The 21,428-nt window shown below is 67.6% G+C and carries 21 protein-coding genes, 1 tRNA gene and 1 pseudogene; 14 read left to right on the top strand and 9 right to left on the bottom strand.

The features are described 5' to 3' along the window. Window positions 1-16: 16 nt before the first annotated feature. The 3 genes and pseudogenes from rpsI to GGR24_RS04000 form a co-directional block, all read right to left on the bottom strand. Entirely contained in the window at window positions 17-496 is a 480-nt protein-coding gene (gene rpsI / locus GGR24_RS04010; RefSeq protein WP_183393964.1) for a 30S ribosomal protein S9, read from the bottom strand. Between the two features lie 2 nt (window positions 497-498). Further along, entirely contained in the window at window positions 499-978 is a 480-nt protein-coding gene (gene rplM, locus GGR24_RS04005) for a 50S ribosomal protein L13 (RefSeq protein WP_183393963.1), read from the bottom strand. Between the two features lie 232 nt (window positions 979-1,210). Beyond that, window positions 1,211-1,651 (bottom strand): annotated as a pseudogene (locus GGR24_RS04000) (PaaI family thioesterase); the annotation flags it as partial. Window positions 1,652-1,800: 149 nt separating this feature from the next. Between GGR24_RS04000 and GGR24_RS03995 the strand changes: the two are divergent. Together GGR24_RS03995 and GGR24_RS03990 are read left to right on the top strand one after the other, a co-directional pair. Then, window positions 1,801-2,499 carry a hypothetical protein gene (locus GGR24_RS03995; RefSeq protein ID WP_183393962.1) on the top strand — a complete coding sequence of 233 codons (699 nt, stop codon included), beginning with the start codon at window positions 1,801-1,803 and terminating at the stop codon, window positions 2,497-2,499. Window positions 2,500-2,570: 71 nt separating this feature from the next. After that, window positions 2,571-2,960 carry a CoA-binding protein gene (locus tag GGR24_RS03990; RefSeq protein WP_343066185.1) on the top strand — a complete coding sequence of 130 codons (390 nt, stop codon included), beginning with the start codon at window positions 2,571-2,573 and terminating at the stop codon, window positions 2,958-2,960. Window positions 2,961-2,964: 4 nt separating this feature from the next. Here the strand turns inward: GGR24_RS03990 and GGR24_RS03985 are convergent, their stop codons facing one another. Then, window positions 2,965-4,059 carry a COX15/CtaA family protein gene (locus GGR24_RS03985; protein ID WP_343066184.1) on the bottom strand — a complete coding sequence of 365 codons (1,095 nt, stop codon included), beginning with the start codon at window positions 4,057-4,059 and terminating at the stop codon, window positions 2,965-2,967. Window positions 4,060-4,161: 102 nt separating this feature from the next. On the opposite strand from GGR24_RS03985, the gene GGR24_RS03980 reads away from it, so the two are divergent. Beyond that, window positions 4,162-4,374 (top strand): DUF2842 domain-containing protein, encoded by a 213-nt coding sequence (locus tag GGR24_RS03980; protein WP_183393961.1) that lies wholly within the window; start codon window positions 4,162-4,164, stop codon window positions 4,372-4,374. 2 nt (window positions 4,375-4,376) lie between these two features. Here the strand turns inward: GGR24_RS03980 and GGR24_RS03975 are convergent, their stop codons facing one another. Further along, window positions 4,377-5,429, bottom strand: coding sequence for a polysaccharide deacetylase family protein (locus GGR24_RS03975; RefSeq protein ID WP_183393960.1), 1,053 nt, complete (start codon window positions 5,427-5,429; stop codon window positions 4,377-4,379). Window positions 5,430-5,812: 383 nt separating this feature from the next. Between GGR24_RS03975 and GGR24_RS03970 the strand changes: the two genes are divergently transcribed. The 4 genes from GGR24_RS03970 (at window position 5,813) to GGR24_RS03955 (ending at window position 9,500) form a co-directional block, all read left to right on the top strand. Then, window positions 5,813-6,322: a TadE/TadG family type IV pilus assembly protein gene (locus GGR24_RS03970; protein ID WP_343066183.1), complete on the top strand. Its 510-nt coding sequence runs from the start codon at window positions 5,813-5,815 to the stop codon at window positions 6,320-6,322. Continuing rightward, window positions 6,322-6,888 carry a pilus assembly protein gene (locus GGR24_RS03965; RefSeq protein WP_183393958.1) on the top strand — a complete coding sequence of 189 codons (567 nt, stop codon included), beginning with the start codon at window positions 6,322-6,324 and terminating at the stop codon, window positions 6,886-6,888. The genes GGR24_RS03970 and GGR24_RS03965 overlap by 1 nt, the downstream gene beginning before the upstream one ends. A gap of 3 nt (window positions 6,889-6,891) precedes the next feature. Beyond that, entirely contained in the window at window positions 6,892-8,193 is a 1,302-nt protein-coding gene (locus tag GGR24_RS03960; protein ID WP_183393957.1) for a TadE/TadG family type IV pilus assembly protein, read from the top strand. A gap of 254 nt (window positions 8,194-8,447) precedes the next feature. After that, a complete protein-coding gene (locus tag GGR24_RS03955) occupies window positions 8,448-9,500 on the top strand; it encodes a GNAT family N-acetyltransferase (RefSeq protein ID WP_246397928.1) in 1,053 nt (350 codons plus the stop codon). Window positions 9,501-9,509: 9 nt separating this feature from the next. Here GGR24_RS03955 and GGR24_RS03950 read toward each other — a convergent pair whose 3' ends face one another. Next, window positions 9,510-11,714, bottom strand: coding sequence for a GumC family protein (locus GGR24_RS03950; protein WP_183393956.1), 2,205 nt, complete (start codon window positions 11,712-11,714; stop codon window positions 9,510-9,512). A 159-nt stretch (window positions 11,715-11,873) separates the two neighbouring features. On the opposite strand from GGR24_RS03950, the gene GGR24_RS03945 reads away from it, so the two are divergent. From GGR24_RS03945 to GGR24_RS03930, 4 genes are all read left to right on the top strand, one after another. Continuing rightward, complete coding sequence (locus GGR24_RS03945) at window positions 11,874-12,434, top strand: polysaccharide biosynthesis/export family protein (protein WP_183393955.1); 561 nt, start codon at window positions 11,874-11,876, stop codon at window positions 12,432-12,434. Window positions 12,435-12,480: 46 nt separating this feature from the next. Then, a complete protein-coding gene (locus GGR24_RS03940) occupies window positions 12,481-13,632 on the top strand; it encodes a glycosyltransferase family 4 protein (protein ID WP_183393954.1) in 1,152 nt (383 codons plus the stop codon). Between the two features lie 86 nt (window positions 13,633-13,718). Beyond that, window positions 13,719-15,230: an undecaprenyl-phosphate glucose phosphotransferase gene (locus GGR24_RS03935; protein WP_183394468.1), complete on the top strand. Its 1,512-nt coding sequence runs from the start codon at window positions 13,719-13,721 to the stop codon at window positions 15,228-15,230. Window positions 15,231-15,271: 41 nt separating this feature from the next. Continuing rightward, the gene (locus GGR24_RS03930) at window positions 15,272-16,495 is read left to right on the top strand and encodes an O-antigen ligase family protein (protein WP_246397927.1); all 1,224 of its coding nucleotides are present in this window, start codon (window positions 15,272-15,274) and stop codon (window positions 16,493-16,495) included. A gap of 4 nt (window positions 16,496-16,499) precedes the next feature. Here GGR24_RS03930 and murJ read toward each other — a convergent pair whose 3' ends face one another. The 3 genes from murJ to GGR24_RS03915 all read right to left on the bottom strand — a co-directional run bounded on the left by murJ (window position 16,500) and on the right by GGR24_RS03915 (window position 20,310). Beyond that, the gene (gene murJ / locus GGR24_RS03925) at window positions 16,500-18,011 is read right to left on the bottom strand and encodes a murein biosynthesis integral membrane protein MurJ (protein ID WP_183393952.1); all 1,512 of its coding nucleotides are present in this window, start codon (window positions 18,009-18,011) and stop codon (window positions 16,500-16,502) included. A gap of 97 nt (window positions 18,012-18,108) precedes the next feature. Then, window positions 18,109-19,179, bottom strand: a complete 1,071-nt coding sequence (locus GGR24_RS03920) for a sulfate/molybdate ABC transporter ATP-binding protein (RefSeq protein ID WP_183393951.1) — start codon at window positions 19,177-19,179, stop codon at window positions 18,109-18,111. Between the two features lie 108 nt (window positions 19,180-19,287). After that, window positions 19,288-20,310 (bottom strand): sulfate ABC transporter substrate-binding protein, encoded by a 1,023-nt coding sequence (locus GGR24_RS03915; RefSeq protein ID WP_183393950.1) that lies wholly within the window; start codon window positions 20,308-20,310, stop codon window positions 19,288-19,290. Window positions 20,311-20,726: 416 nt separating this feature from the next. On the opposite strand from GGR24_RS03915, the gene GGR24_RS03910 reads away from it, so the two are divergent. The 3 genes from GGR24_RS03910 (at window position 20,727) to GGR24_RS03900 (ending at window position 21,423) form a co-directional block, all read left to right on the top strand. Continuing rightward, window positions 20,727-20,804, top strand: a tRNA-Pro gene (locus GGR24_RS03910). A gap of 67 nt (window positions 20,805-20,871) precedes the next feature. Next, the gene (locus GGR24_RS03905; RefSeq protein ID WP_183393949.1) at window positions 20,872-21,051 is read left to right on the top strand and encodes a hypothetical protein; all 180 of its coding nucleotides are present in this window, start codon (window positions 20,872-20,874) and stop codon (window positions 21,049-21,051) included. 105 nt (window positions 21,052-21,156) lie between these two features. Continuing rightward, window positions 21,157-21,423, top strand: a complete 267-nt coding sequence (locus tag GGR24_RS03900) for a hypothetical protein (protein WP_183394518.1) — start codon at window positions 21,157-21,159, stop codon at window positions 21,421-21,423. Window positions 21,424-21,428: the final 5 nt, after the last annotated feature.

The following is a 21,428-nucleotide window of genomic DNA, read 5'->3' as shown; positions in this document are numbered from 1 at the left end:
TGAACTTTTCGGCGCGTCAGCGCTTGGAGAACTGGAAGCTCCGGCGCGCCTTGGCGCGGCCGTACTTCTTGCGCTCCACCACGCGGCTGTCGCGGGTGAGGAAGCCGCCCTTCTTGAGGACGCCGCGCAGCTCCGGCTCGAAGTAGGTCAGCGCCTTCGACAGACCGTGGCGCACCGCGCCGGCCTGACCCGAAAGCCCGCCGCCCGCGACCGTGACGGTGATGTCGTACTGACCCTTGCGGTTCGCGACGTTGAGCGGCTGCTCGAGGATCATGCGCAGCACGGGGCGCGCGAAGTAGACCTCGATCGAACGCTTGTTCACCGTGACCTTGCCGGAGCCGGGACGGATCCAGACGCGGGCGACCGCGTCCTTGCGCTTGCCGGTGGCGTAGGCGCGGCCGAACTGGTCGACCTTCTTGACGTATTTCGGGGCGTCCGGCTGGCCGCCGTTAAGGGCGCCGCCGAGTTCGCCGAGGGACTGGATGTTCTCGGCCATGATCAAGCGCTCCGCACGTTCTTGCGATTGAGGCCGCCAATGTCGAGCGCGACCGGCTGCTGGGCCTCATGGGGGTGGCTTTCGCCGGCGTAGACCCGCAGGTTGCCGAGCTGCTTGCGGCCGAGCGGGCCGCGCGGAAGCATGCGCTCCACGGCTTTCTCGATCACGCGCTCGGGGAAGCGCCCGTCGAGGATCTGGTGCGCCTTGCGCTCCTTGATGCCGCCCGGATAGCCGGTGTGCCAGAAGTACGACTTGTCCTCGCGCTTCTTGCCCGTGAACGCGACCTGGGCCGCGTTGATCACGATGACGTTGTCGCCGTCGTCGACGTGCGGCGTGAAGGACGGCTTGTGCTTGCCGCGGAGACGAAGCGCAATGAGCGAAGCCAGCCGGCCCACGACCAGGCCCTTGGCGTCGATCACCACCCACTTCTTCTCGACGTCGGCCGGTTTGGCCACGAAAGAGCGGGCCGGCTGGGGTCGCATGAGAGAAGCCTCGGATTGGAAAACGAGAACGCGCAGGGGAGCCCTGCGCGACAGGTGGAGTTAATAGACGAGCGCCCCGCCGAAATCAACGGCGGAGCGGCCTGAAAACATGAGCAATTTCATAGGTTTATAAAAAGGGTAATTTATTACCCCCCGTTTAAGCGTCGGTTTTGGGACGGGAACTCCCTTGATCCTGCCGCGCCTCCTGCGGGCCCGGCCCATCCGGTCGAGCCTCAGGCGGGATCGAATATGTCGCGACGACATGCGCCACGGCTTCGCCGACGTCCTGAAACAGCGTCGCCTCGGCCACCGAGAGGCTGCGGCCGATCTTCATGTAGCGGCACTCTGCGAGCAGATCCCGCGGCGCGGGCTTCCGGAAGAAGTTGATCGTCAGATTGGTCGTGACGGCGAGCTTCACCGGGCCGATCGCCCCGAGCAGCGCGACGTAGAGCGCGACGTCCGCGAGCGCCATCATGGACGGCCCCGACAAGGTGCCGCCGGGTCTCAGGTGACGTTCGTGGAACAGGAGACGGAGCCGGGCGGAGCCATGTCCGACGTCCTCGACCACATAGGTGCGGCCGCCAAAGGCGGTCTGCGGAAATTCGGTTTCAAGGAAGGCTTCGGCTTCCTCGACTGTCATGAGCGGCGCGCGATCGGTGGCGGGGCGTGGCATTTCCGTCATGGTCGCGTCCATTTTCACGGGCCATAGTTCGATTCGAAGAAGCGCCTGAGTCTCGGGCGGGATCGGCGCGAATGGCGATGAAGCCACGACCGCAGTCCTGCGCAAGCTTCGAGGCGCCAAGCGTCTCCCGGAGGACGTCAATGCTGATCGCCGACCGCCCCCTGCGCTCCTTCCTGCTCGCCGCCGCCGGCGTGGCGGCGTTGGCGCTTGCGACGCCAGTTGTCGCGCAGGAGACGACCCAGAGCCCGGCCGCCGGGGCGGCGCAGCCACAGGGCGAAGCGCCCGACGACGCCGAGCCGAAGCAGGTTCCGCTCACGCCGAAACTCGTCGAGGCCTTCATCTCGGCCTGGCCGGAGTTCGAAGCGCTGCGCGAGAAGCTGGCCGCGAACGACCCTGCCGATAAGTCCCAGGCGAAGACCCCCGACAATCAGCCCGAGAGCGACGAGGCCGAGGTCGGCGAAGCGGAAGATCCGGTCGGCGCTCTGGCGGCTTATCTGGATAAGCCGGAGGCGAAGGCGCAGATCGACGCCATCCTGAAGAAGTATGAGTTCGCGACCTATGCGGACTGGGCGAACGTCGCGCAGTCGGTACTTCTCGCTTTCGGCGCGAGCGATCCCGAGGGCAACGAGACCGATCTCGCCGGCGAAAAGAAGAAGGTGCAGAGCGAGATCGAGAACGACGCGGCTCTCTCGGAGGACGAGAAGAAGGCTGCGCTGAAGGACCTCGACGAACAGTTCTCCGCGCTCGAGAGCTTCCAGCCCCTGCCCGGCAACGTCGACGTCGTGAAGCCCTACCTCGACAAGATCAAGGCGCTGTTCGGCGACGAGGAAGACAACTGACCGCCGACACGACCTCGGGGCGCGGAGCCGGCGGCGGCGCGGATCGATATCCGGACGCGCTGCTTCGCTCCGTGCTGCAGAGCGTGCGCACCATTGCGGTCGTCGGCGCCAGTCCGAACCCGATGCGGCCCAGCAATGGGGTCGCGGGTTTCCTGAGACGGCGCGGCTACCGGGTGTTCTGCGTGAATCCCGGCCACGCCGGCGGAACAGTGGCGGGCTCGCCCTGCGTGGCCCGGCTCGCCGACGTGCCGGAGCCGATCGACATGGTCGACGTCTTCCGCTCGCTCGAGCACATCGGCGGCGTGGTCGATGAGGCGCTTGCGCTCGAGCCGCTCCCCAAAGTGATCTGGACCCAGCTCGGCCTGCGCGACGAGGCTGCGGCGAGCCGCGCCGAGGCCCGGGGGCTGACGGTCATCATGGACCGCTGCCCCGCCATAGAGGTTCCGCGGCTCGGCCTCTGAAGGCTTATACCGGCTGCGCGACGGCGCCCGGACGCCGTTCCCGCACCCGCTGGCTGGTCCCTCCCGCGGCCAGCGCGACGTTGCGGACGGCGAGCGCGAGCGCCACGACCGCGCCGAACTGATGGGCGAGTCCGAGCGACAGCGGAACCACCATCACGAGCGTCGCGACGCCCAGCCCCGCCTGCAGGATCATGACGCCCAGGAGTTCGAAGACGCGCCTCCTCGTCGCACGGTCCGCGCCCGCGCGCACCACCGCGAAGGCGTAGAGCGCGATCGCGATCAGGAGCACGTAGGCTCCGATCCGGTGGTTCAGCTGAACCAGAGCGACGTTGTCGACGAAGTTCTCCCACCACGGCGTGACGGCGAACAGCCCGTCGAGGGACGGCGCGAACCCGCCATCCATCAGCGGCCAGGTGTTGAACGTCAGTCCGGCGCGCGAGCCGGCCACCAGGCCTCCGAGCAGGATCTGAACGAAGGTCAGCGCGAGGACCAGGTAGGCGCCTGCCCTCAGCGGAGCGGAGAGGCGCGGCGTCTCGGAACGAGGCGGCCGCACATGGATCAGGAAGGCCACGAGGGCCCCGAAGAAGAGCAGCGCGAAGCCGAGATGCAGCGTCAGCTTGATCGGAGCGACGGCGGTCATCCCCGGCTGAAGCCCGGAAGCCACCATGATCCAGCCGATCGCGCCCTGGGTCGCAAGCAGAAGGCCCATTCCGAACAGCGTCAGCCCCTCCCCAAGGGTGACCCGGCGCGTCACCGCGGCGAACAGCAGCCCGCCGGCGAAGACAAGCCCGATCAGCCGACCGAGCTGGCGATGGCTCCACTCCCACCAGTAGATGAACTGGAACTCCCCGAGCGACATGCCCTCGTTGAGCAGCTTGTATTGCGGGCTCGCCCGGTATTTGGCGAACTCCTCCGCCCAAGCCGCCTCCCCGATCGGCGGGATCGCTCCGGTCACGGGGCGCCATTCGGTGATCGACAGGCCGGAGCCGGTGAGGCGCGTGGCGCCGCCGACGACGACCATCAGGGCGACCAGCGCGATCGTGACGACAAGCCAGACGCTCACGAAGCGCCGGCGGGGGGTTGCGTTCGCCTGGGACACGCACGCTCTCCTTGTCGGGGTTGACCCGGAACGGAGCCCGGCTTTACGTCCGCCCTGCGGCGCCCGCAAGGCGACGAGACGTCCACCCCCTACGGACCTGCCATGCCGCCGCGCGCCAAGAAGTTCATCGGCGTCTTTGTCCTGCTGATCGGCGTCATGGCCTACGCCTTCGTGGTGCTGACGGTCGGGCAGATCAGGATGGCCGACGCCGGCCCGCTCGCGCAGCTCGCCTTCTTCGCCTTCTTCGGCCTGATCTGGATCGTGCCGGCCGCGCTTCTGATCCGCTGGATGGAGCGGGTCGGCCCTCCCCGGTGATCTCAGTCGCGCAGCCGCGCGAGCGCATCCGTCATCAGGAAGGGCGTCCCACACAGAAGGGCGTCGATCGCCGAGCGCGTCTGAAAATTCCCGTTCAGCGAAACCCGCGGAAGCGCCGTGGGCGTGGCCGCATGGGCCTTTGTCAGGTGGCCGGGGCGGGTCGTCACCGCGGTCGTGAAGCCGAGCTCCGCCGCAAGCGCGTAATCCCGTTCGCCCGCAGCCGAGCGATCCCCGACAGGGTAGGCGAAGTGCTCGGCCTCGAGGCCCAGCTTCTGGCGGATGGCGTCCCGGCTGCCGGCCATCTCGGCCCGGACCGTCTCGGGAGGATGCTTCGCGAGCATGGGGTGCGAGACGGTGTGCGCCCCGATCGTGATCAGCGGGTCGGCCGCGATCTCCTGCAGTTCGTCCCAGCCCATGCAGAGCGCGCGGGCGAAGGAGAAGGAGTCGACCCCCTGTTGCTCGGCGAGGCGGCGGACTTCAGCGCGCAGCTCTTCTTCGGGCCCCGCCCTCAGCCGCCAGTAGATCGTGGACCAGGCGGCCGCCTTCTCGGCCGGGGTTCCCGTCTGATAGACCGCCTCGCCGTCGCCCGCGTCGAAATAGACGCGGCTTGCTCGGGCGATCGCCTCCTCGAGCGCAAGCCACCAGAGCTCTGCCTGGCCCTCCGCGAATCCGGAAGCGACGTAGATCGTGGCGGGGGCGCCGTGGCGCTCGAGGATCGGCAGCGCGTGATCGCGCACGTCCCGGTAGCCGTCGTCGAAGGCCAGGTGCAGGAACGGCCTGACTGAAACCCCGGTCGTCACCCGCCGCCACGCCTCATCCATCGAGACGAAGTCGAACCCGAGCTCACGCGCGCGACTGAGCGTCTCGTCGAGGAAAGCCGGCTCAACCTCCAGCAGCCGGTTCGGAGCGAAGGCCTTGCCCGACCACGGCCGCACATGGTGCAGGGTCAGGATGACGCCCAACCCTTGGGCGCGGCGTCTCAGGAGACGGTTGGCGCGCGCAAGGTCGAGCGCGGTGAAAGCCGCGCGAAACAGCGTCGTGCGCGCTGCGCTCATGATGATCGCCTGCCCTTATCCAAAGAAGACGCTGACCTTTCGGGCCGGAGGGTGAACGAACCGTGTAGTTCGGCGACGCCAGGACGCTTGATCGCAGAAGGCGAAAATACGAGGCGCCGTCGTGTGTTGCACGTCCGGCAGCTGGCGTCGGCCGCCGGGACAGCCTCGCCGCGCCAGAAAAAAGCGCGGAAATCCAGCGAGGTGGAGCGCTCCACCGCAATATTACCTCAAGTTTTATTCGATCGGCTTCACCTGTTGTAGATTTTTCGTTTCTACCGTCCTGCGCGATCGGAACACCGAGATCCGCACCGCGAGACATGACGAAGCCCAGCATCACGCGCATAGCGAGGCGCCTCCGCCGAGACCCGTCCGGAGCGACGGCCGTGGAGTTCGCCATCATCGCTCCGGTGCTCGTGCTGCTGATCATGGGCACGGTGGAGCTCGGTCTGATGGCTGGCGCCCAGGCCATCCTGAACGACGCGGTGTTCGTGGGCTCCCGCACCGGCAAGACGGGCTACAAGGCGAGCGGCCAGACGCAGGCGCAGACCATCCAGGCCGGCATCAAGAAGGCCGCTTCGGCTTTGCTTGACCCCGCCAAGATCACGCTCACCAGCACCTCATACCCGGACTATTCGTATCTCAAGCCGGAGCCGTTCACGGACAAGAACAAGAACGGCAAGTGGGACAGCGGCGAGGCCTATACGGACCTCAACGGCAACGGAAAATACGACAACGGCGTCGGCGCCAGCGGAACCGGCAGCTCAGGCGAGATCGTGTCCTACACGGCCACCTACAGCTGGAAGCTGTTCACGCCGGTGCTGAAGCACTTGCTCGGAGCCAATGGCGTGGTCCCGCTCAAGTCCAGCGTCGTCGTGAAGAACGAGCCTTACTGATGAGGATCCGGCTCCGCGCCCTGCTGGCACGCTTTCGACGCTCGCAGGACGGGCTGGCCGCGCTGGAGCTCGCGCTCGCGGCGCCGTTGCTCGCCCTCCTGCTGCTCGGCGGCTACGACGTGGCGCGCTTCGTCGGCATCCGGTCGGGTGTGGACAAGGTCGGCTTCTCGGTCGCGGACGTGACCTCGCAGTACCAGGAGCTCAGCCCCAAGGCGATGAAGGAGGTGTTCCTCATCACCGGGTCCAGCCTGCCGTCCTACGTCTCCGGGACAAATGGCGTGACGATCCTGACCTCCGTCTATCTGAACTCGAGCAACGTCCCGAAAGTCCGCTGGCAGTGCTACAGCACCGCCGGCACCAGCTGGAAAAGCAAGGTCGGCGCAGAAGGCGCGACCGCCGCGGTGCCTTCCGGCCTGCTGGCCGACGGAAACGACAATCTGATCGTCGCTGAAGTCTTCTACAAGTTCACCCCGATCTTCTCGAAGGTCTTCAAGAGCGGCTTCGACATCTACACGCAGTCGACTTATCGCCCGCGCCTCGGCGCCCTCAACACCAAACCGTGCTGAACCATGCGCGCGCCCCGCTTCGCCCCGCGATCCTCCGTGCTGACGCGGTTCTTCCGATCGGAGAGAGGCGCGGTCGCGCCTCTGATCGGGATCGTGATGCTGGTCCTGATCGGCTGCATGGGCTTTGCGATAGATGTGGGGCGCTCGGTCCTGGTCCGGGCCCGGCTGGTCGACGCGCTTGACGCCGCGGGGCTGGCGGTCGGCGCGCGGCTCAGCACCTCTGACTATTCGGCCGACGCCCTGAAGTTCGTGAACGCGAACTTCAGGGACGGCTATGCGGGCGCGACCGTCACGAAGGTCACCGCCACCGCCAATTCGACCAAGAGCGTGATCTCGCTCAGCGCGACGGCGACGGTTCCGACGATCTTCATGAAGCTGTTCGGCCAGAAGAGCGTGACGGTCAACGCGACGTCGGAGGTGACGCGCTCCTCCTCAGGACTTGAGCTCGTGATGGTGCTCGACAACACCGGTTCCATGGACCAGAGCGGCAGCATGCCGTCCCTGCGGAAATCGGCGAACGATCTCGTCGACATCCTGTTCGGCGGCGAGAGCGTCGGCGCCAATCTCTATGTCGGGCTGGTGCCTTTCTCTCAAGCCGTGAATGTGGGGACAAGCAGGACGTCGTGGTTCACGGGGACGAAGCCATTCTTCGGCTGGACCGGGTGTGCGATGGCCCGGAATGCGCCGCTGGACCAGAGCGATGACCCCCCAGCCACGACCTCGACAAAGTTCAGCTACCCCGACCTCATCAAGTCCCTGACAGGCAACTTCAACTGCCCCAAGGAGATTACGCCGCTCACCAACGTAAAGAGCACGGTGAGCTCTGCGATCAACGCCATGACGGCGAACGGAAACACCCATATCAATCTCGGCGCGGTGTGGGGCTGGCGCGTGCTCTCGCCGCGGTGGCGGGGTTATTGGGGAAGCAGCACTCTTCCCCTCGACTACGGGACCAAGAACATGAGCAAGGCCGCCGTCATCATGACGGACGGAGACAATACTTTCTTTCCCAGCACCTACACCGCATACGGCGACCTGTCGGAAAAACGACTTGGAACCGACAACTCTAACCTGGCCGCCGCAGAGCTCAATAAACGCCTGACCGCCGTTTGCTCGAGCATGAAGTCTGCGGGCATCATCGTATATACTGTCGCGTTTGACAATCCAGGCGGCGCGACCAAGTCAATGATGCAGAACTGCGCAACGAGCGCCGCCTACTATTTCGACGCGGGCAACCAGGCCGCTCTGAACACGGCGTTCCGCACGATCGGCGACTCCCTGTCGAACCTGCGCGTCAGCAAGTGAGGCCACCCCGGAGAAGCGCTCCAGAGCGAGTCATGCCATAAGAGTCGATCCTGCGGCCGCTTCCGGAACGGCGTCGGCCGCTCGGCTCACGATCGTTCCGCAAGCGCCAGGAGCCTGCTCCCCTGCCCTACTCTCCCGCCAGTTCCGGACCGGCTTTTTCGTCGATCGACATCCACAGGGACGGCGTCAGCGCGCTCGACCCGTGGTCCGAACTGCTCCGCGACGCGCTCGCGACGCCGTATCAGCAACCCGGATTGCTTCTGCCCTGGATCGAGAACGTCGCGGCTCATGAGGGCGTGCGGCCGCTGATCGTCGTCGCCAGGGACGAGGCCGGCGCCGCCGTCGCGCTGCTGCCGTTCGGCGTCAGCCGCAGATGGGGCGTGACGGTCGCCCGGTTCCTGGGCGGCAGCCATATGAACTACAACGTCCCGGTCATCCGCCGCGATCATGTCGAGCTGTTCGACCGCGGCGAGGTGGAGCGGCTGTTCTCCACGACGGCGGCGCTCGCCGGAATCGACCTGTTCGAGCTGACGAACCAGCCGGAGGGCTGGGAGGGCGTTCGCAACCCGTTCATGGCGCTGCCGCGGCAGCCCTCGCCGGACCCGGCCTTCAGCGGGCCGCTGGCGGCGAGCCTGGAAGAGCACCTCAAGCTCTTCGTCTCCCCCAAGTCCCGCTCGAACCAGCGCCGCAAGATGCGGCGCTTCGAGGAGCGGGGGCGCCCGCACATTTTCCGCGCCGAGACCGACGAACAGCGGCGGCGCCTGTTGGCCGCCTTCTTGTCCCAGAAGGCCCAGCAGTTCGCCGAGCGCGGGATCGAGAACGTGTTCGCCCATCCGGGCGTGCCGGAGTTCCTGTCCGAGGCCTGCGGGCTCGCCGGGCGCCCCCCGGTGATCGGCCTCTACGGCTTCGATCTGGACGACGAGACGATCGCGGTCACAGGCGGCCTCGCTGACGCGGAGCGCTACTGCGGCATGTTCATCTCGATCACCAGCGGCGAACACGCGAAGTACAGCCCCGGCGAGATGCTAATGAACTTCGTCGTCGAGGATTCGATCCGCCGGGGGCTCAGGACCTTCGACCTCGGGGTCGGCGCGGCCACCTACAAGAAGATGTACTGCCCCGATCTGGAGCCGCTGTTCGACTCGATCTTCGGCGTCACGCTGCGCGGAAGGGCGGTCGCGGCGGCGGCCGCCGCCAAGACGGCCGCGAAGGCGCGCATCAAGGCGAATCCCACCGCCTATGCGCTGGTCGAGAAGATCCGCGTGCTTCGCGCCGGCCGCCCGCATCCGGCGCCGGACGCGGACTAGCCCCTGCCGTCAGGCGGCCGCCAGCGAGCGACCGCGGGGATCGCCGTCTCCGTCGGTCACGAGCAGCACCACCACGTCCTCGATGCCCTGGGATTTCAGCCGCTCATGGGCCTCGACGGTGGCGATGTCGCCGGCGCCGGCCGCCGAGATCAGCACAGCCGCGCTGCAATAGGGGGCGAACGGCTCCGCGCCGCCGGGACCGCCCGGCGCGATGAGGATGACGAAATCGTAGGTCAGCGCGAGGGCTTCCAGCACGACGTCAAGCCGCGCCTGAGCGGCCGCGTCGAGCGCCCGGAACGGCGTGGCGCCGCCCGGCACGAGGTGGATGCGCGAACCCTGGTCGCGGTGGATCGCCTGGGCGAAGGTCGCGGCGCCGGTCAGGAGCTCGGCCAGTCCCGGCTCGATAGGCTCGTCGCCAGGGCGCGCGGAGCCGCCGCCGGCGTCGATCGCCACCACCCGCCGGCCCGACGCGGACAGCGTGGCCGCAAGTTCGCTCGCGACGCCGGCGGCCGGGAGCTCCGGCGTAGCGCCGGTGGTGAGGATGCGTAGCGCCCCGTCGGTCGTCGGCATCGCGGCGAGCTGGCGCGCGAGCGCGGCGACGAGGGTGGCGTCGGCGAACTCGATGCTCGCAGCGCGCGCCGACGTCGATTCCGCCGAGGCGGCGGCGCCGGACGACACATCCTTTGACAAGCCTGCGGGCGGCGGCGAGACCGCCGGTGGCGGCGGCGCGGTCGGCTGCGCCCTCAGCGGCTCCTGGAGCCGGCCGAAGACCGGCACGGCCCCGACCGCGGGCGGCGGCGCCGCGTCGCCCTCGTCGGCCCGGCGCTGCGTGCCGAACACCTCCGCGGCGGCCGCGCCGAACAAGGACAGCGTGAAGGCGGCGATCGTCACCAGAGCGATGGTCGGAAGCTTCTTGGGGAAGTAGGGCCCCGTGGCCACGGCGCCGCGGGAGACGACTCGCGCGTCGGCGAGCAGCGCCTCGGGGTTCTCGCGAGCGGTGGTCTCCCGGTATCGCGCCAGAAGTTGCTCGAGCAGGTCCCGCTGGGAGCGCGCGTCGCGCTCAAGCGCGCGGAGCTGAACGTCCTCGTTGTTGGCCTTGGACGCCGCCTCCTTGAGCTCGTCGAGCTGCGTGCTCAGAGCCTTGACCCGCGCCCCCGCCGTCTTCGCGTCGTTCTCATAGGCGCGCGCGAGCTGCTCGGCTTCGCGGCGGATCTGCTCGTCGAGGCCCTGCAGCTGCGCGGACAGCTCGCGCATGCGCGGGTGCTGCGGCAGCAAGGTGCGGCCTTCGCTGGCGATCTGCGCGGCCAGTTGCGAACGCTGCTGAGTCAGCGAGCGCACCAGATCGGAGTTTGCGATCTCGAGCGCCTCCGCAGGCCGGCCCTGGCGGATCACGGTGCGGATCATGTTCGCCTTCGCCTGCGCCTCCGCCTCCTGGGTGCGGGCCGCGGAAAGCTGGGTCGTGGCGTCCCCGAGCTGCTGCTGGGCGACGGTCGCGTTGTTGGCGCCCACGAGCAGGCCCGCCTTGGCGCGGAACGCCTCGACCTTCTCCTCCGCCTCCCGGACGCGCGTGCGCAGGCCTTCAATCTCGCGGGAGAGATACTGGGCCGCCTGCTGGTTCGCCTCCTGCTTGGCGGCGCGCTGGAGATCCATGTACGCGTCGACGAAACCGTTCACGACCTTTGCGGCGGTGTCGGCGTTCTTCGACACGAACTCGATGCCCACCACGCGGGATCCGGTCACCGGATAGACCGAGAGGTTTTCCGCCACCTTGTCGACGACGCCCTCGCTCAGCGACGTGTCGTCCTGGCGGGCGAGCCCAACGGCGCGCAGCAGGCGCCTGAGAATCGATCCCTTCTGCGCCGAGAATTCCGGATCGTCGGCGAGGTGGAGGTTCTTCACCACCGTACGCACGAGATCGCGGGACTGGATGAGCTGGACCTGGCTCGCCACGGCCTGCTCGTCCGGCAACTGCGTCGCGCGGTCGTCGCGGGGACCCGGCGAGGCGCCTTCCCGATTCTCGATCAGGATCAGAGCCGTCGATCGGTAATAGGGAGGGCTGAGCTCGACGAACAGAAAGGCGACCAGCGCCGCAAGCAGCGTCGGCCCCAGTATCCAGCGCTTGCGACGCCAGAGACCGCGGCCAAGCGCACGAAGGTCGATCTCGCCCCCTTGGGGACGATCGTCCTCCACGCCGTGGCTGATCCTCTGGATCATTCCGTGCCCTCGACCGCCGCACTGCATTTCATCAATCGCAGCACAGCATGATCATGGTTGCCGCAGAGTTAATTGGCCGTCCTGAGCGAGATCAACCGGCAACCGCTCGTTAACGATGTTGCGGTAACGAAGGGTAAACCATCTCTGCAAGGGTTCGCCATGAGGTCGCCTCGCCGCACGACTGCGCTGGCTCTAGCCGCCCTGCTGGCGGGCTGCGCCGCCCCGCGCGCCGTGCCGCCTCCATTGTCGGCGGATTTCGGTGAGCCCTACGTGCTGGCGAGCGGCGACAAGCTCCGGATCAACGTGTTCGGCCAGCAGAACCTGACGAACACCTACGCGGTCGAGCCGGACGGCAGCATCGCGATGCCGCTCGTGGGGCGCTTCCCCGTGAGCGGAAAGACCTCCGATCAGGTCCGGACCGGGCTCGAAGCGAAGCTGAAGAGCGGATTCTTACGCGATCCGAACGTCTCGGTGGAGATCGAGTCTTACCGGCCGTTCTTCATCCTCGGCGAGGTCACCAACGCCGGCCAGTATCCCTATGTGGCCGGCATGACGGCCGAGAACGCCGTCGCGATCGCGAGCGGATTCTCTCCGCGGGCCAAGCGCGATCGGGTTGAGCTCACGCGCCGGATCGGCGAGAGGGTGTTCAAGGGCGAGGTCCCGCTGACCTACCCGATCCGACCCGGCGATACGATCAACGTCGAGGAACGTTGGTTCTAGCAGGCCGCGCCCTGCCGGCCGCGGAATGCGATTGCCCGGAGGGCTCATGAGCGACGCGACGCCCCTGCGTATCGTGCACCTGGTCCGCTCGCCGGTGGGCGGGATCTTTCGGCACATCGCGGATCTGATCGGCGCGCAGGCGGCGGCCGGCCACAGCGTCGGCCTCGTCTGCGACAGCACCACCGGCGGCGCCTTCGAGGAGGCGCGGATCGCCCTCCTCCGGCCGAAGCTGGCGCTCGGCGCCGTCCGCCTGCCAATCCCCCGCCAGATATCGCCCGCCGACGTGGTCGCCCTCACCCGGGTCAGCCGGACGCTGGCGCCGCTCGCCCCGGACGTTCTGCACTGCCATGGCGCCAAGGGCGGCGCGTTCGGCCGCGTCGTGGGCACATGGCTCGGCCGGTCGAGGCCGGTGGCGCGGCTCTACGCGCCCCACGGCGGCAGCCTGCATTACGATCCGGCGTCCCTCGAGGGCCGCCTGTATTTCCGCGTCGAGCGCGCGCTGGAGCGGCTGACCGACTCGCTGATCCACGTCAGCGCCTACGAGCAGCGGGTCTATGTGGAGAAGATCGGTCCGCCGCGCTGCCCCGCGGTCGTCGTCCGCAACGGACTGGCGCCGGAAGAGTTCGAGCCCGTCGCGCCAGATCCGGACGCGGCCGATTTCCTCTATCTGGGCATGTTGCGGGACCTGAAGGGGGTCGACGTCTTCATCGAGGCGCTCGCGCTGCTCGAAAGCCGCGGCCGGCCAAGAACGGCCGTGATCGTCGGCGACGGACCGGACGAAGCCCGCTACAGGGCGATGGTCGCCGAACGCGGGCTCGGCTCCCGCGTCAGATTCCAGAAATCGACCCCGGCGCGCGAGGCGTTCGCGCTGGGGCGCGCGATCGTGGTCCCGTCGCGGGCCGAGTCGATGCCCTACGTGGTGCTGGAGGCGATCGCGGCGGGTCTGCCGATCGTGGCGACCCGGGTGGGCGGCATACCGGAGATCTTCGGGCGTCATTCCGACGAGCTGGTTCCGCCCGGCGACCCCGAGGCGCTCGCCGCCGCGATGGCCGGGATCTGCGCTGATCCAGATGCGGCCAGGGAGGCGGCGCTGGCGCGGCGCACGCACATCTCCGGCGAGTTCTCGCTGGCCGAAATGGCCTCGCGCGTCGAAGCGGTCTACCGGGCCGCGCTCCGACGCAGGTCTAGCGGGGATTAGGCGATCCGCGTAAAACAATCTTCGCGTTTACGGGGGAGAGTGCCGGTCCGCTCGAGGGGAGAGCCAGCGACTTGACCGACCTGTCCATGGCCCGAATCGACACCGCCCAAAAACCGAAGTCAGCCGCCGCCAAGCAACGCCAGGCGCGGCTGAACGAACAGGCGCGCGAGATCGCCGAACGTTTCAGCGCGGCCTCGATCTCGCCCGTGCTGCTGACAGGGTCCGCGCGCCTCGTCGACGCCGTGGTCGTCATCGGCTCCGGCCTGGCGGCCTACGGAACCGTATTTGGCGGGTTCCGTCCCTTCGGTTGGGCATATGTCGCGGCGATCGCCATCGGGCTGATGCTGACGCTCGTCTTCGCCCATGCGGCCGACATCTACCATGTGGTGGCCTTCCGCTCGGCCCGTGGCCAGATCGGCCGTGCGCTCGGCGCCTGGACCCTGGTGTTCGCCGGCTTCTCGGTGATCGGCGCTTTCTTTGATTTCGGCGGGATCGTTCAGCGGAACTGGCTGGGCTACTGGTTCCTCTTCGGCGCAGGCGGGCTGGTCGTGGCGCACGGCGCGATGAGCCTGCTGGTCAAGCATTGGGCGCGCGAGGGGCGGCTGGGCCGCAAGGCCGTGATCGTCGGCGGCGGAGAACCGGCTGCCGAGCTCATCCACTCGCTCGAATCCATGCCGGACAACGACGTCCACATCTGCGGCGTGTTCGACGATCGATCCGACGACCGCTCGCCAGCCGTGGTCGCCGGCTATCCGAAGCTCGGCAACATCGCCGAACTCGTCGAATTCGGGCGGCTCGCGCATATCGACCTGCTGATCGTCACCCTGCCGGTCAGCGCAGAGGGCCGCGTCGCGCAGATTCTGAAGACGCTCTGGGTGCTGCCGGTGGACATCCGGCTCGCGGCGCACACCGACAAGCTCCGGTTCCGGCCGCGCGCTCATTCCTATCTTGGCGCCATCCCGATGGTGGAACTCGCCGAGAAGCCGATCCAGAACTGGGATTTCGTCGCGAAGCGGACCTTCGACCTGATCGTCGGAACGCTCGCGCTGATCCTTGTCTCCCCGGTGATGATCGCCACCGCGATCGCCATCAAGCTCGACAGCCCGGGACCGGTGTTCTTTCGCCAGAAGCGCTACGGTTTCAACAACGAGGTCATCGACGTCTACAAGTTCCGCTCGCTGCGGCAGGAGATGGCGGACCCGGACGCCAAGACGGTGGTGACCAAGAACGATCCCCGGGTCACCCGCGTCGGGCGGTTCATCCGCAAGACCTCGATCGACGAGTTGCCGCAGCTCTTCAACGTGCTGAAGGGAGAGCTTTCGCTGGTCGGCCCTCGGCCCCATGCGGTCGGCGCGCACACCTCGGAGCGCCTGTGGAACGAAGTGGTCGACGGCTACTTCGCCCGCCACAAGGTCAAGCCTGGCGTGACGGGCTGGGCCCAGATCAACGGCTGGCGCGGCGAGGTCGACACGCCCGAGAAGCTGCGCAAGCGCGTCGATTACGACCTCTATTACATCGAGAACTGGTCGATCCTGTTCGACATCCTGATCCTGCTGAAGACGCCCTTCGCCCTCGCCAAGACGGACAACGCCTATTGAGCGACGCCGGCGCGCTTCCGGGCCGGAGCGCACGCCGGCCGTTGACCATCCGGGCGGAGACGCTGCGCGAAGGCGTCGTCTGGCTGGCCATCGCCTCGAGCTTCTTCGTGATGTTCGAGCCGGCGGCCTACGACCTCCTCATGGTCGTCGCGATCGTGCTGTTCATCGGCACCGGGCTGAAGCTGCCGCGCGCGCTGCTGCCGTTCCTGCTCCTCGTCATCCTGTACCAGCTCGGCGCCGTCCTGACGCTGACGCTGGTGTTCGACCGGGCCGACACGCAGATATGGACCACGATCGGCGTCTTTCTCGCCGCGACCGGCTGCTTCTATTCCCTGTTCCTCGCCGAACGCACCGAGATCCGCGCCCGCCTGATCGCGAACGCGTGGGTGATCGCCGGCGTGGCGAGCGGCCTGCTGGCGATCGTCGGTTACTTCCATCTGGTGCCGTTCGCCGACAGCCTGCTGCGCTACAACCGGGCCAAGGGCGCGTTCAAGGACCCGAACGTCTTCGCGCCGCACCTGATCTTCCCGGCGCTGATCCTGATCCAGCGGCTCTATGCGAGCGATCTGAAGAAGTCGCTCCTTCTTGTCCTGCCGCTGGGAATCATCGTGGCGGGCGTGCTCCTGAGCTTTTCGCGCGGCTCCTGGGGACACCTGATCGCATCGGCCGCGCTGATGACGGGGCTCACCGTTCTGACGGCCCCCTCGCCCGCCGCGCGCGCGCGCATCCTGGTCACCTGCGTGGTCGCGACCGGGCTGGCGGCGCTCTTCCTGGTGATCCTGATCCAGCTGCCGACGGTGGGGAGCCTCTTCGAGCAGCGCGCGAGCCTCGAGCAGAGCTACGACGTCGAGCATGGCGGGCGGTTCGCGAACCACGTGCGAGGATTCCGGCTCGCCCTCGAGAAGCCGTTCGGGATCGGAATCTTTCAGTTTTCCAGACGCTTCGGCGCGGACGTTCACAACACGTATCTGAACGGCTTCATGTCCTATGGCTGGCTCGGCGGCGTGTCGCTGGCGGTGCTGACGGTCCTGACCCTGGTCGCGGGCGCGCGCTACGTCCTGACGCCGACGCCGTGGCGGCCCGTGTTCATCTGCACCTTCTCCACCTGGGTGGTGCTGATGATCGAGGCCGCCGTCATCGACGTCGACCACTGGCGACACCAATGGGCGCTGCTGGGGATGATGTGGGGCTTCATCGCGGCGACCGCCGCATATCAGAACCGGCTTAACGCGCCGGGGCGCCCCAAGCTTCCCCCGGCGGCCTGACCGCTCAACGGCGAGCGAACAGGAAGCCCGGCGCCGCGATGGCCGCATAGGCGGCGATGCCGAGCAGACCGATGAACGCCGCGGGCGCGAAATCCGGGAACTGCGGGATCAGCCCCTTCAAGCCAGCCGCGGGCCCAAGCGACCAGCGGATCGCCGCTGCGGAGGCCGCGGTCGCGAGGCCGAGCGACGCCATGCTGAGCGCGAAGCGGCGGTCCGGCGCAAAGCCGTCCCGCTTGCGCAGCAGCCATGTCAGCAACAGCAGATTCGCCCAGGCGCCCATCGAGGTCGCGAAGGCCAGGCCCGCGCTGAAGAACGAGCCGACGAGCAGCACCTTGAGCGCCACATTGACGATCGTCGCCGCCGCCAGCGCCTTCACGGGGGTCGCCGTGTCGCCGGATGCGTGGAACCCGGGCGTCACGCAACGCAGGGCGACCACGGCCGGAAGGCCGACGGCGTAGGCCTGCAGCACGGCCGCGGATCCCTCGACCGCCGCCGCATCGAAAGCGCCGCGCCCGAACAATGCCGCCACGATGGGTCCGGGGGCCGCGGCGAACAGCGCCACGAACGGCAGGGTCATCAACATCGCGCCTTCAAGGGCGCGGTTGAGCCTGTCGCGGGCGCCCGCCCCGTCGTTCGCCGCCAGCCGCCGCGCCAGCTCCGGCAGCAGCACCGTCCCGATGGCGATGCCCACGACCGCCAGCGGCAGCTGGTACAGCCGGTCCGCGTAATAGAGGTAGGACACCGAACCCGTCGGCAGGAACGACGCCAGGATCGTGTCGGCGAACATCGCGATCTGGACGCCCCCGGAGCCCAGCACCGCCGGGCCGAAGCCCCGCAGGAAGTTCCGCACATGCGGGGTGATCCGCGGTCGCTTGAGGCGCAGCGAACGCCCTGCCCGCTTGAGGTCCCACAGGACGAGGCCGAGCTGCGCGAAGCCCGAGACAAGCACCCCCACCGCCAGCGCATGCGCGACGGTCGGAAACAGGCCGCTCATCAGCATGCCGCCGATCATGCAGACGTTGAGCAGGATCGAGGCGGATGCGGCGGCCGCGAACCGGTCGTGCGCGTTCAGCACGCCCGAGGCGAGCGTCATCCACGAGATCAGCAGCAGATAGGGGAAGGTGATGCGGGTGAGGCTCGCGGTGAGCTCGATCTGCCCGGGCTCCTCCGTGAAGCCGGGAGCGAGCAGCGCGACCACGAACGGCGCGAACACCAGAGCGAGAATGAGCAGGACGAACTGCACGGCGAGCGTGATCGCCAGCACGTCCTCCGCGAACGCCTTCGCCTCCGCTGGACCATGGCGCTCGAGCGCATGGGCGTATCGCGGTACGAACGCCGCGTTGAAAGCGCCCTCGGCGAAGATCGCGCGGAAATGGTTCGGCAGCCGGAAGGCGACCATGAACGCGTCTGCGAGCGGCCCGGCGCCCAGAAGCGCCGCCATCATCACGTCGCGAACGAAGCCGAACAGGCGCGATAGGAGCGTCAGCCCACCGACCGAGGCCGCCTTACGCCACATCTATCGCCATCGCGCGGTTCCCGCCGTCACACCGGGGCGCGCCGAATCCCCTGATCGTGGCGCGGCGGGACAGTAGCAGCGGCGGCGGCGCGGCGCCTCATGCGGCGCGTGCGGCGGCCGCCACGGGGACCTCATCCGGAAAAAGCGCGTGGCGGCGGAAAGCCAGCCCGACGCGGTCGCCGACGGCGATCTCGTGCTGGGGAGACACCAGGGCTTCGATCCGGCTCCTGTCGGCGCCGACGCAGATGTCGATCCGCCGGTTCGATCCCGATCGCCTCATCGCCACCACGTCGCCCATGACCACGCCGGAGGCCGCGTCGACAAGCTCGACGTCCTGCGGGCGCACCAGCAGACGCGCCAGCCCATCGGAGACCTCGCTCGCCGGGACCGGAAGCGCCTGGCCCTCGAACTCGACGCGTCCTGCGCGCACGACCACCGGCAAGGCCGTCGACTCACCGATGAACCCGTAGACGAAGGGGGTCGCCGGCTGGTCGTAGACCTCGTCCGGCGTGCCGACCTGCTGAAGGTCGCCCTTGTGGAGCACCGCCACCCTGTCGGCGAGCTCCATCGCCTCGTCCTGATCATGAGTGACGAACACGGTGGTGTGGCCGGTCTCGTCATGGATCTTGCGGAGCCAACGCCGCAGCTCCTTGCGGACCTGCGCGTCGAGCGCGCCGAACGGCTCGTCGAGCAGCAGCACCTGCGGCTCGATCGCGAGGGCCCGGGCCAGCGCCACGCGCTGCCGTTGCCCGCCCGACAGCTGGGCCGGATAGCGTCCCTCGAGGCCGGTGAGCTGGACCAGGTCCAGCAGCTCCAGAACGCGCCGGCGGATCTCGGCCTCCGAGGGCCTCCGGGATCGCTCCCGCACCCTCAGGCCGAAAGCGATGTTGTCGAACACCTTCATGTGCCGGAACAGCGCGTAGCTCTGGAAGACGAAGCCGACATTGCGCTCCTGGACGGTCTTGCGGGACGCGTCCTTGTCCCCGAACAGGATCTGTCCGCCGTCCGGAAACTCCAGCCCCGCTATGGCGCGGAGCAACGTGGTCTTGCCTGAGCCGGAGGGGCCGAGCAGCGCGATCAGTTCGCCCGAACGGATGTCCAGCGTCACGCCATTAAGCGCCGGGAACTTCCCGTAGTCCTTGCGGATGTTCCTGATCTTCAGATCCATGGCGTCCTCGGCGGTCCTGGCCTGCACATCTTAGCGGATGGCGCATCGGGGGATAAGCGCGAACGCGCGGCCCGAGGACCGCGCGTTCATCGTCGGACGGCGGGTAGATCAGCCGCCCGGCTTGTAGATCTGGTCGAACGTGCCGCCGTCGCCGAAATGCTCGGCCTGGGCCTTCTTCCAGCCGCCGAACGCGCCGTCGATCGTGACAAGCTTCAGCTGCTTGAAGCGCGCGACGTCCTGGGGGTCGGCGAGCTCGGGCAAGCTCGGGCGATAGAAGTTGCGGGCCGCGATGGTCTGCCCCTCCTTCTCATAAAGGAGCTTGAGATAGGCCTCCGCGGCCTTTCGGGTGCCGTTCTTGTCGACATTGCCCTCGACGAGAGCGACCGGGGGCTCGGCGAGGATCGAGAGCGACGGATAGACGATCTCGAACTTGTCCTCGCCGAACTCCTTGAAGGACAGGAAGGCCTCGTTCTCCCAGGCGAGCAGCACGTCGCCGAGGCCGCGTTGCGCGAATGTCGTGGTCGAGCCGCGGGCGCCGGAGTCGAGCACCGGCACGTTCTTGAACAAAGCCGCGACGAAGGCGCGCGCCTTGTCCTGATCGCCGCCATTCTTCTCCGCCGCGTAGGCCCACGCCGCGAGGTAATTCCACCGGGCGCCGCCCGAGGTCTTGGGATTCGGCGTGATGACCTGAATGTCCGGCTTCACCAGATCGTCCCAATCCTTCACGTCCTTCGGGTTCCCCTTGCGGACGAGGAACACGATCGTGGACGTGTAGGGCGAAGAGTTCCGCGGCAGGCGCGCCTGCCAATCCGCCGGGATCTTGCCGGTGGCCGACGCGATCGCGTCGATGTCCGCGGCGAGCGCGAGGGTCACGACGTCCGCGTTGAGCCCGTCGATCACGGCCCGCGCCTGCTTGCCGGAGCCGCCATGCGAGGCCTGCACCCTGATGTCCTCGCCCGTGTCCGCCTTCCACTTCTTCTCGAAGGCCGCGCCGAACTCCCGGTAGAGCTCTCGCGTCGGATCATAGGAGACGTTGGTGATGCGAGCCTGCGCGTTCGCCTGAGAGGCGGCCGACAGCGGCGCGGCGAACGCCAGCGCTGCAGCGACGCCAACTGCAATACGGAAGTTCATGAACAAGTCTCCAGAGCCGATCCTCAGCCAAGCACGCCACGCCCCGGACCGCCTGTCAACGTCATTCTATAAACTTACTAGTTTTATGGAGCGGGCGACGACGCGTCCGGGGCTTGTGGTCGGACAGATCGGCTTGTCGCTGAAAAAAAATGGCCCGGCCGCTCCCCTGACGGCCGGGCGCATCCTCCGAGAGAATTCAGCGCGAAGAGGGGCGGTATCCGCGCTGACGCCTGTTCAAGGCGGGGGAGTATCTCGAAAGCCCAGCCAGCCTGCCCGGGTGCGGGTGAACGGCGTCCGGACGCGCCATTCATTTTCCGTTCAGCAATCCGACAAGGGACAGCGCCTCCGAGCGCCGCCGCGCGGCTTGCGCGGCGGGCCGAATGGCGGTAGGGCAAGCGCCGCCCCTCATGGGGTGTCGGAGCGTGGCGCAGCCCGGTTAGCGCACTAGTCTGGGGGACTAGGGGTCGTGGGTTCAAATCCCGCCGCTCCGACCAAACTTCATTTACTGGCGGGGGATAGCCGATCGGCGAATCTCCCCCGTCGAGGGGATTTCCGCCGCCCATGGACGATTACAAGACTCTGCTCGAGCGCATGAAGGCGGCCCAGATCGAGCTCCTCACGGCTGCGGCCAGGGCGCGCACGCTGCCGTCGGACGGCGCGCTTCGCAAAATTGCGGATCTCGAGGTCGCGATCGGCGCGCTTGAGCACCTGATCGACGACGGCGAACTTCCCCGCGGCTGATTCTCCAGACGTAAAGAAAGCGTGAAGAATCGGGTTCTGAGCGGAACCCGGTGGCGATCGGTGCGTTGAACGCTTAATTGAGCGACACACGCCCGAGACGTTCCAATGTTTTATGTTCTCGAGAATAGAGCGAGCCCTGCAGATACCGCCGCCGTTGCCGCAGCGAATCTGCCGGTTGATTTCGGGGCGCAGCAGGACTTCATTGAAGGCCAAGCTGATCTTGGATCGGACGACATAGATATTGTCGACGATGCGCTGCTGAATACCTCGCCGCACAACGCAATTGAGCGCCAGCTTCTTCGCGGCGACGTCGTCGGACTTGCATTGATGTCCGGCGCGATCATCTGGAGCGCCATGGGCGCGTTCGGATAATCAAG

Origin of the sequence: Hansschlegelia beijingensis, from assembly GCF_014196425.1 — a bacterium.
GTDB classification, from domain to species: Bacteria; Pseudomonadota; Alphaproteobacteria; order Rhizobiales; family Methylopilaceae; genus Methylopila; species Methylopila beijingensis.
This window is presented reverse-complemented; position numbering and strand designations above follow the sequence as displayed.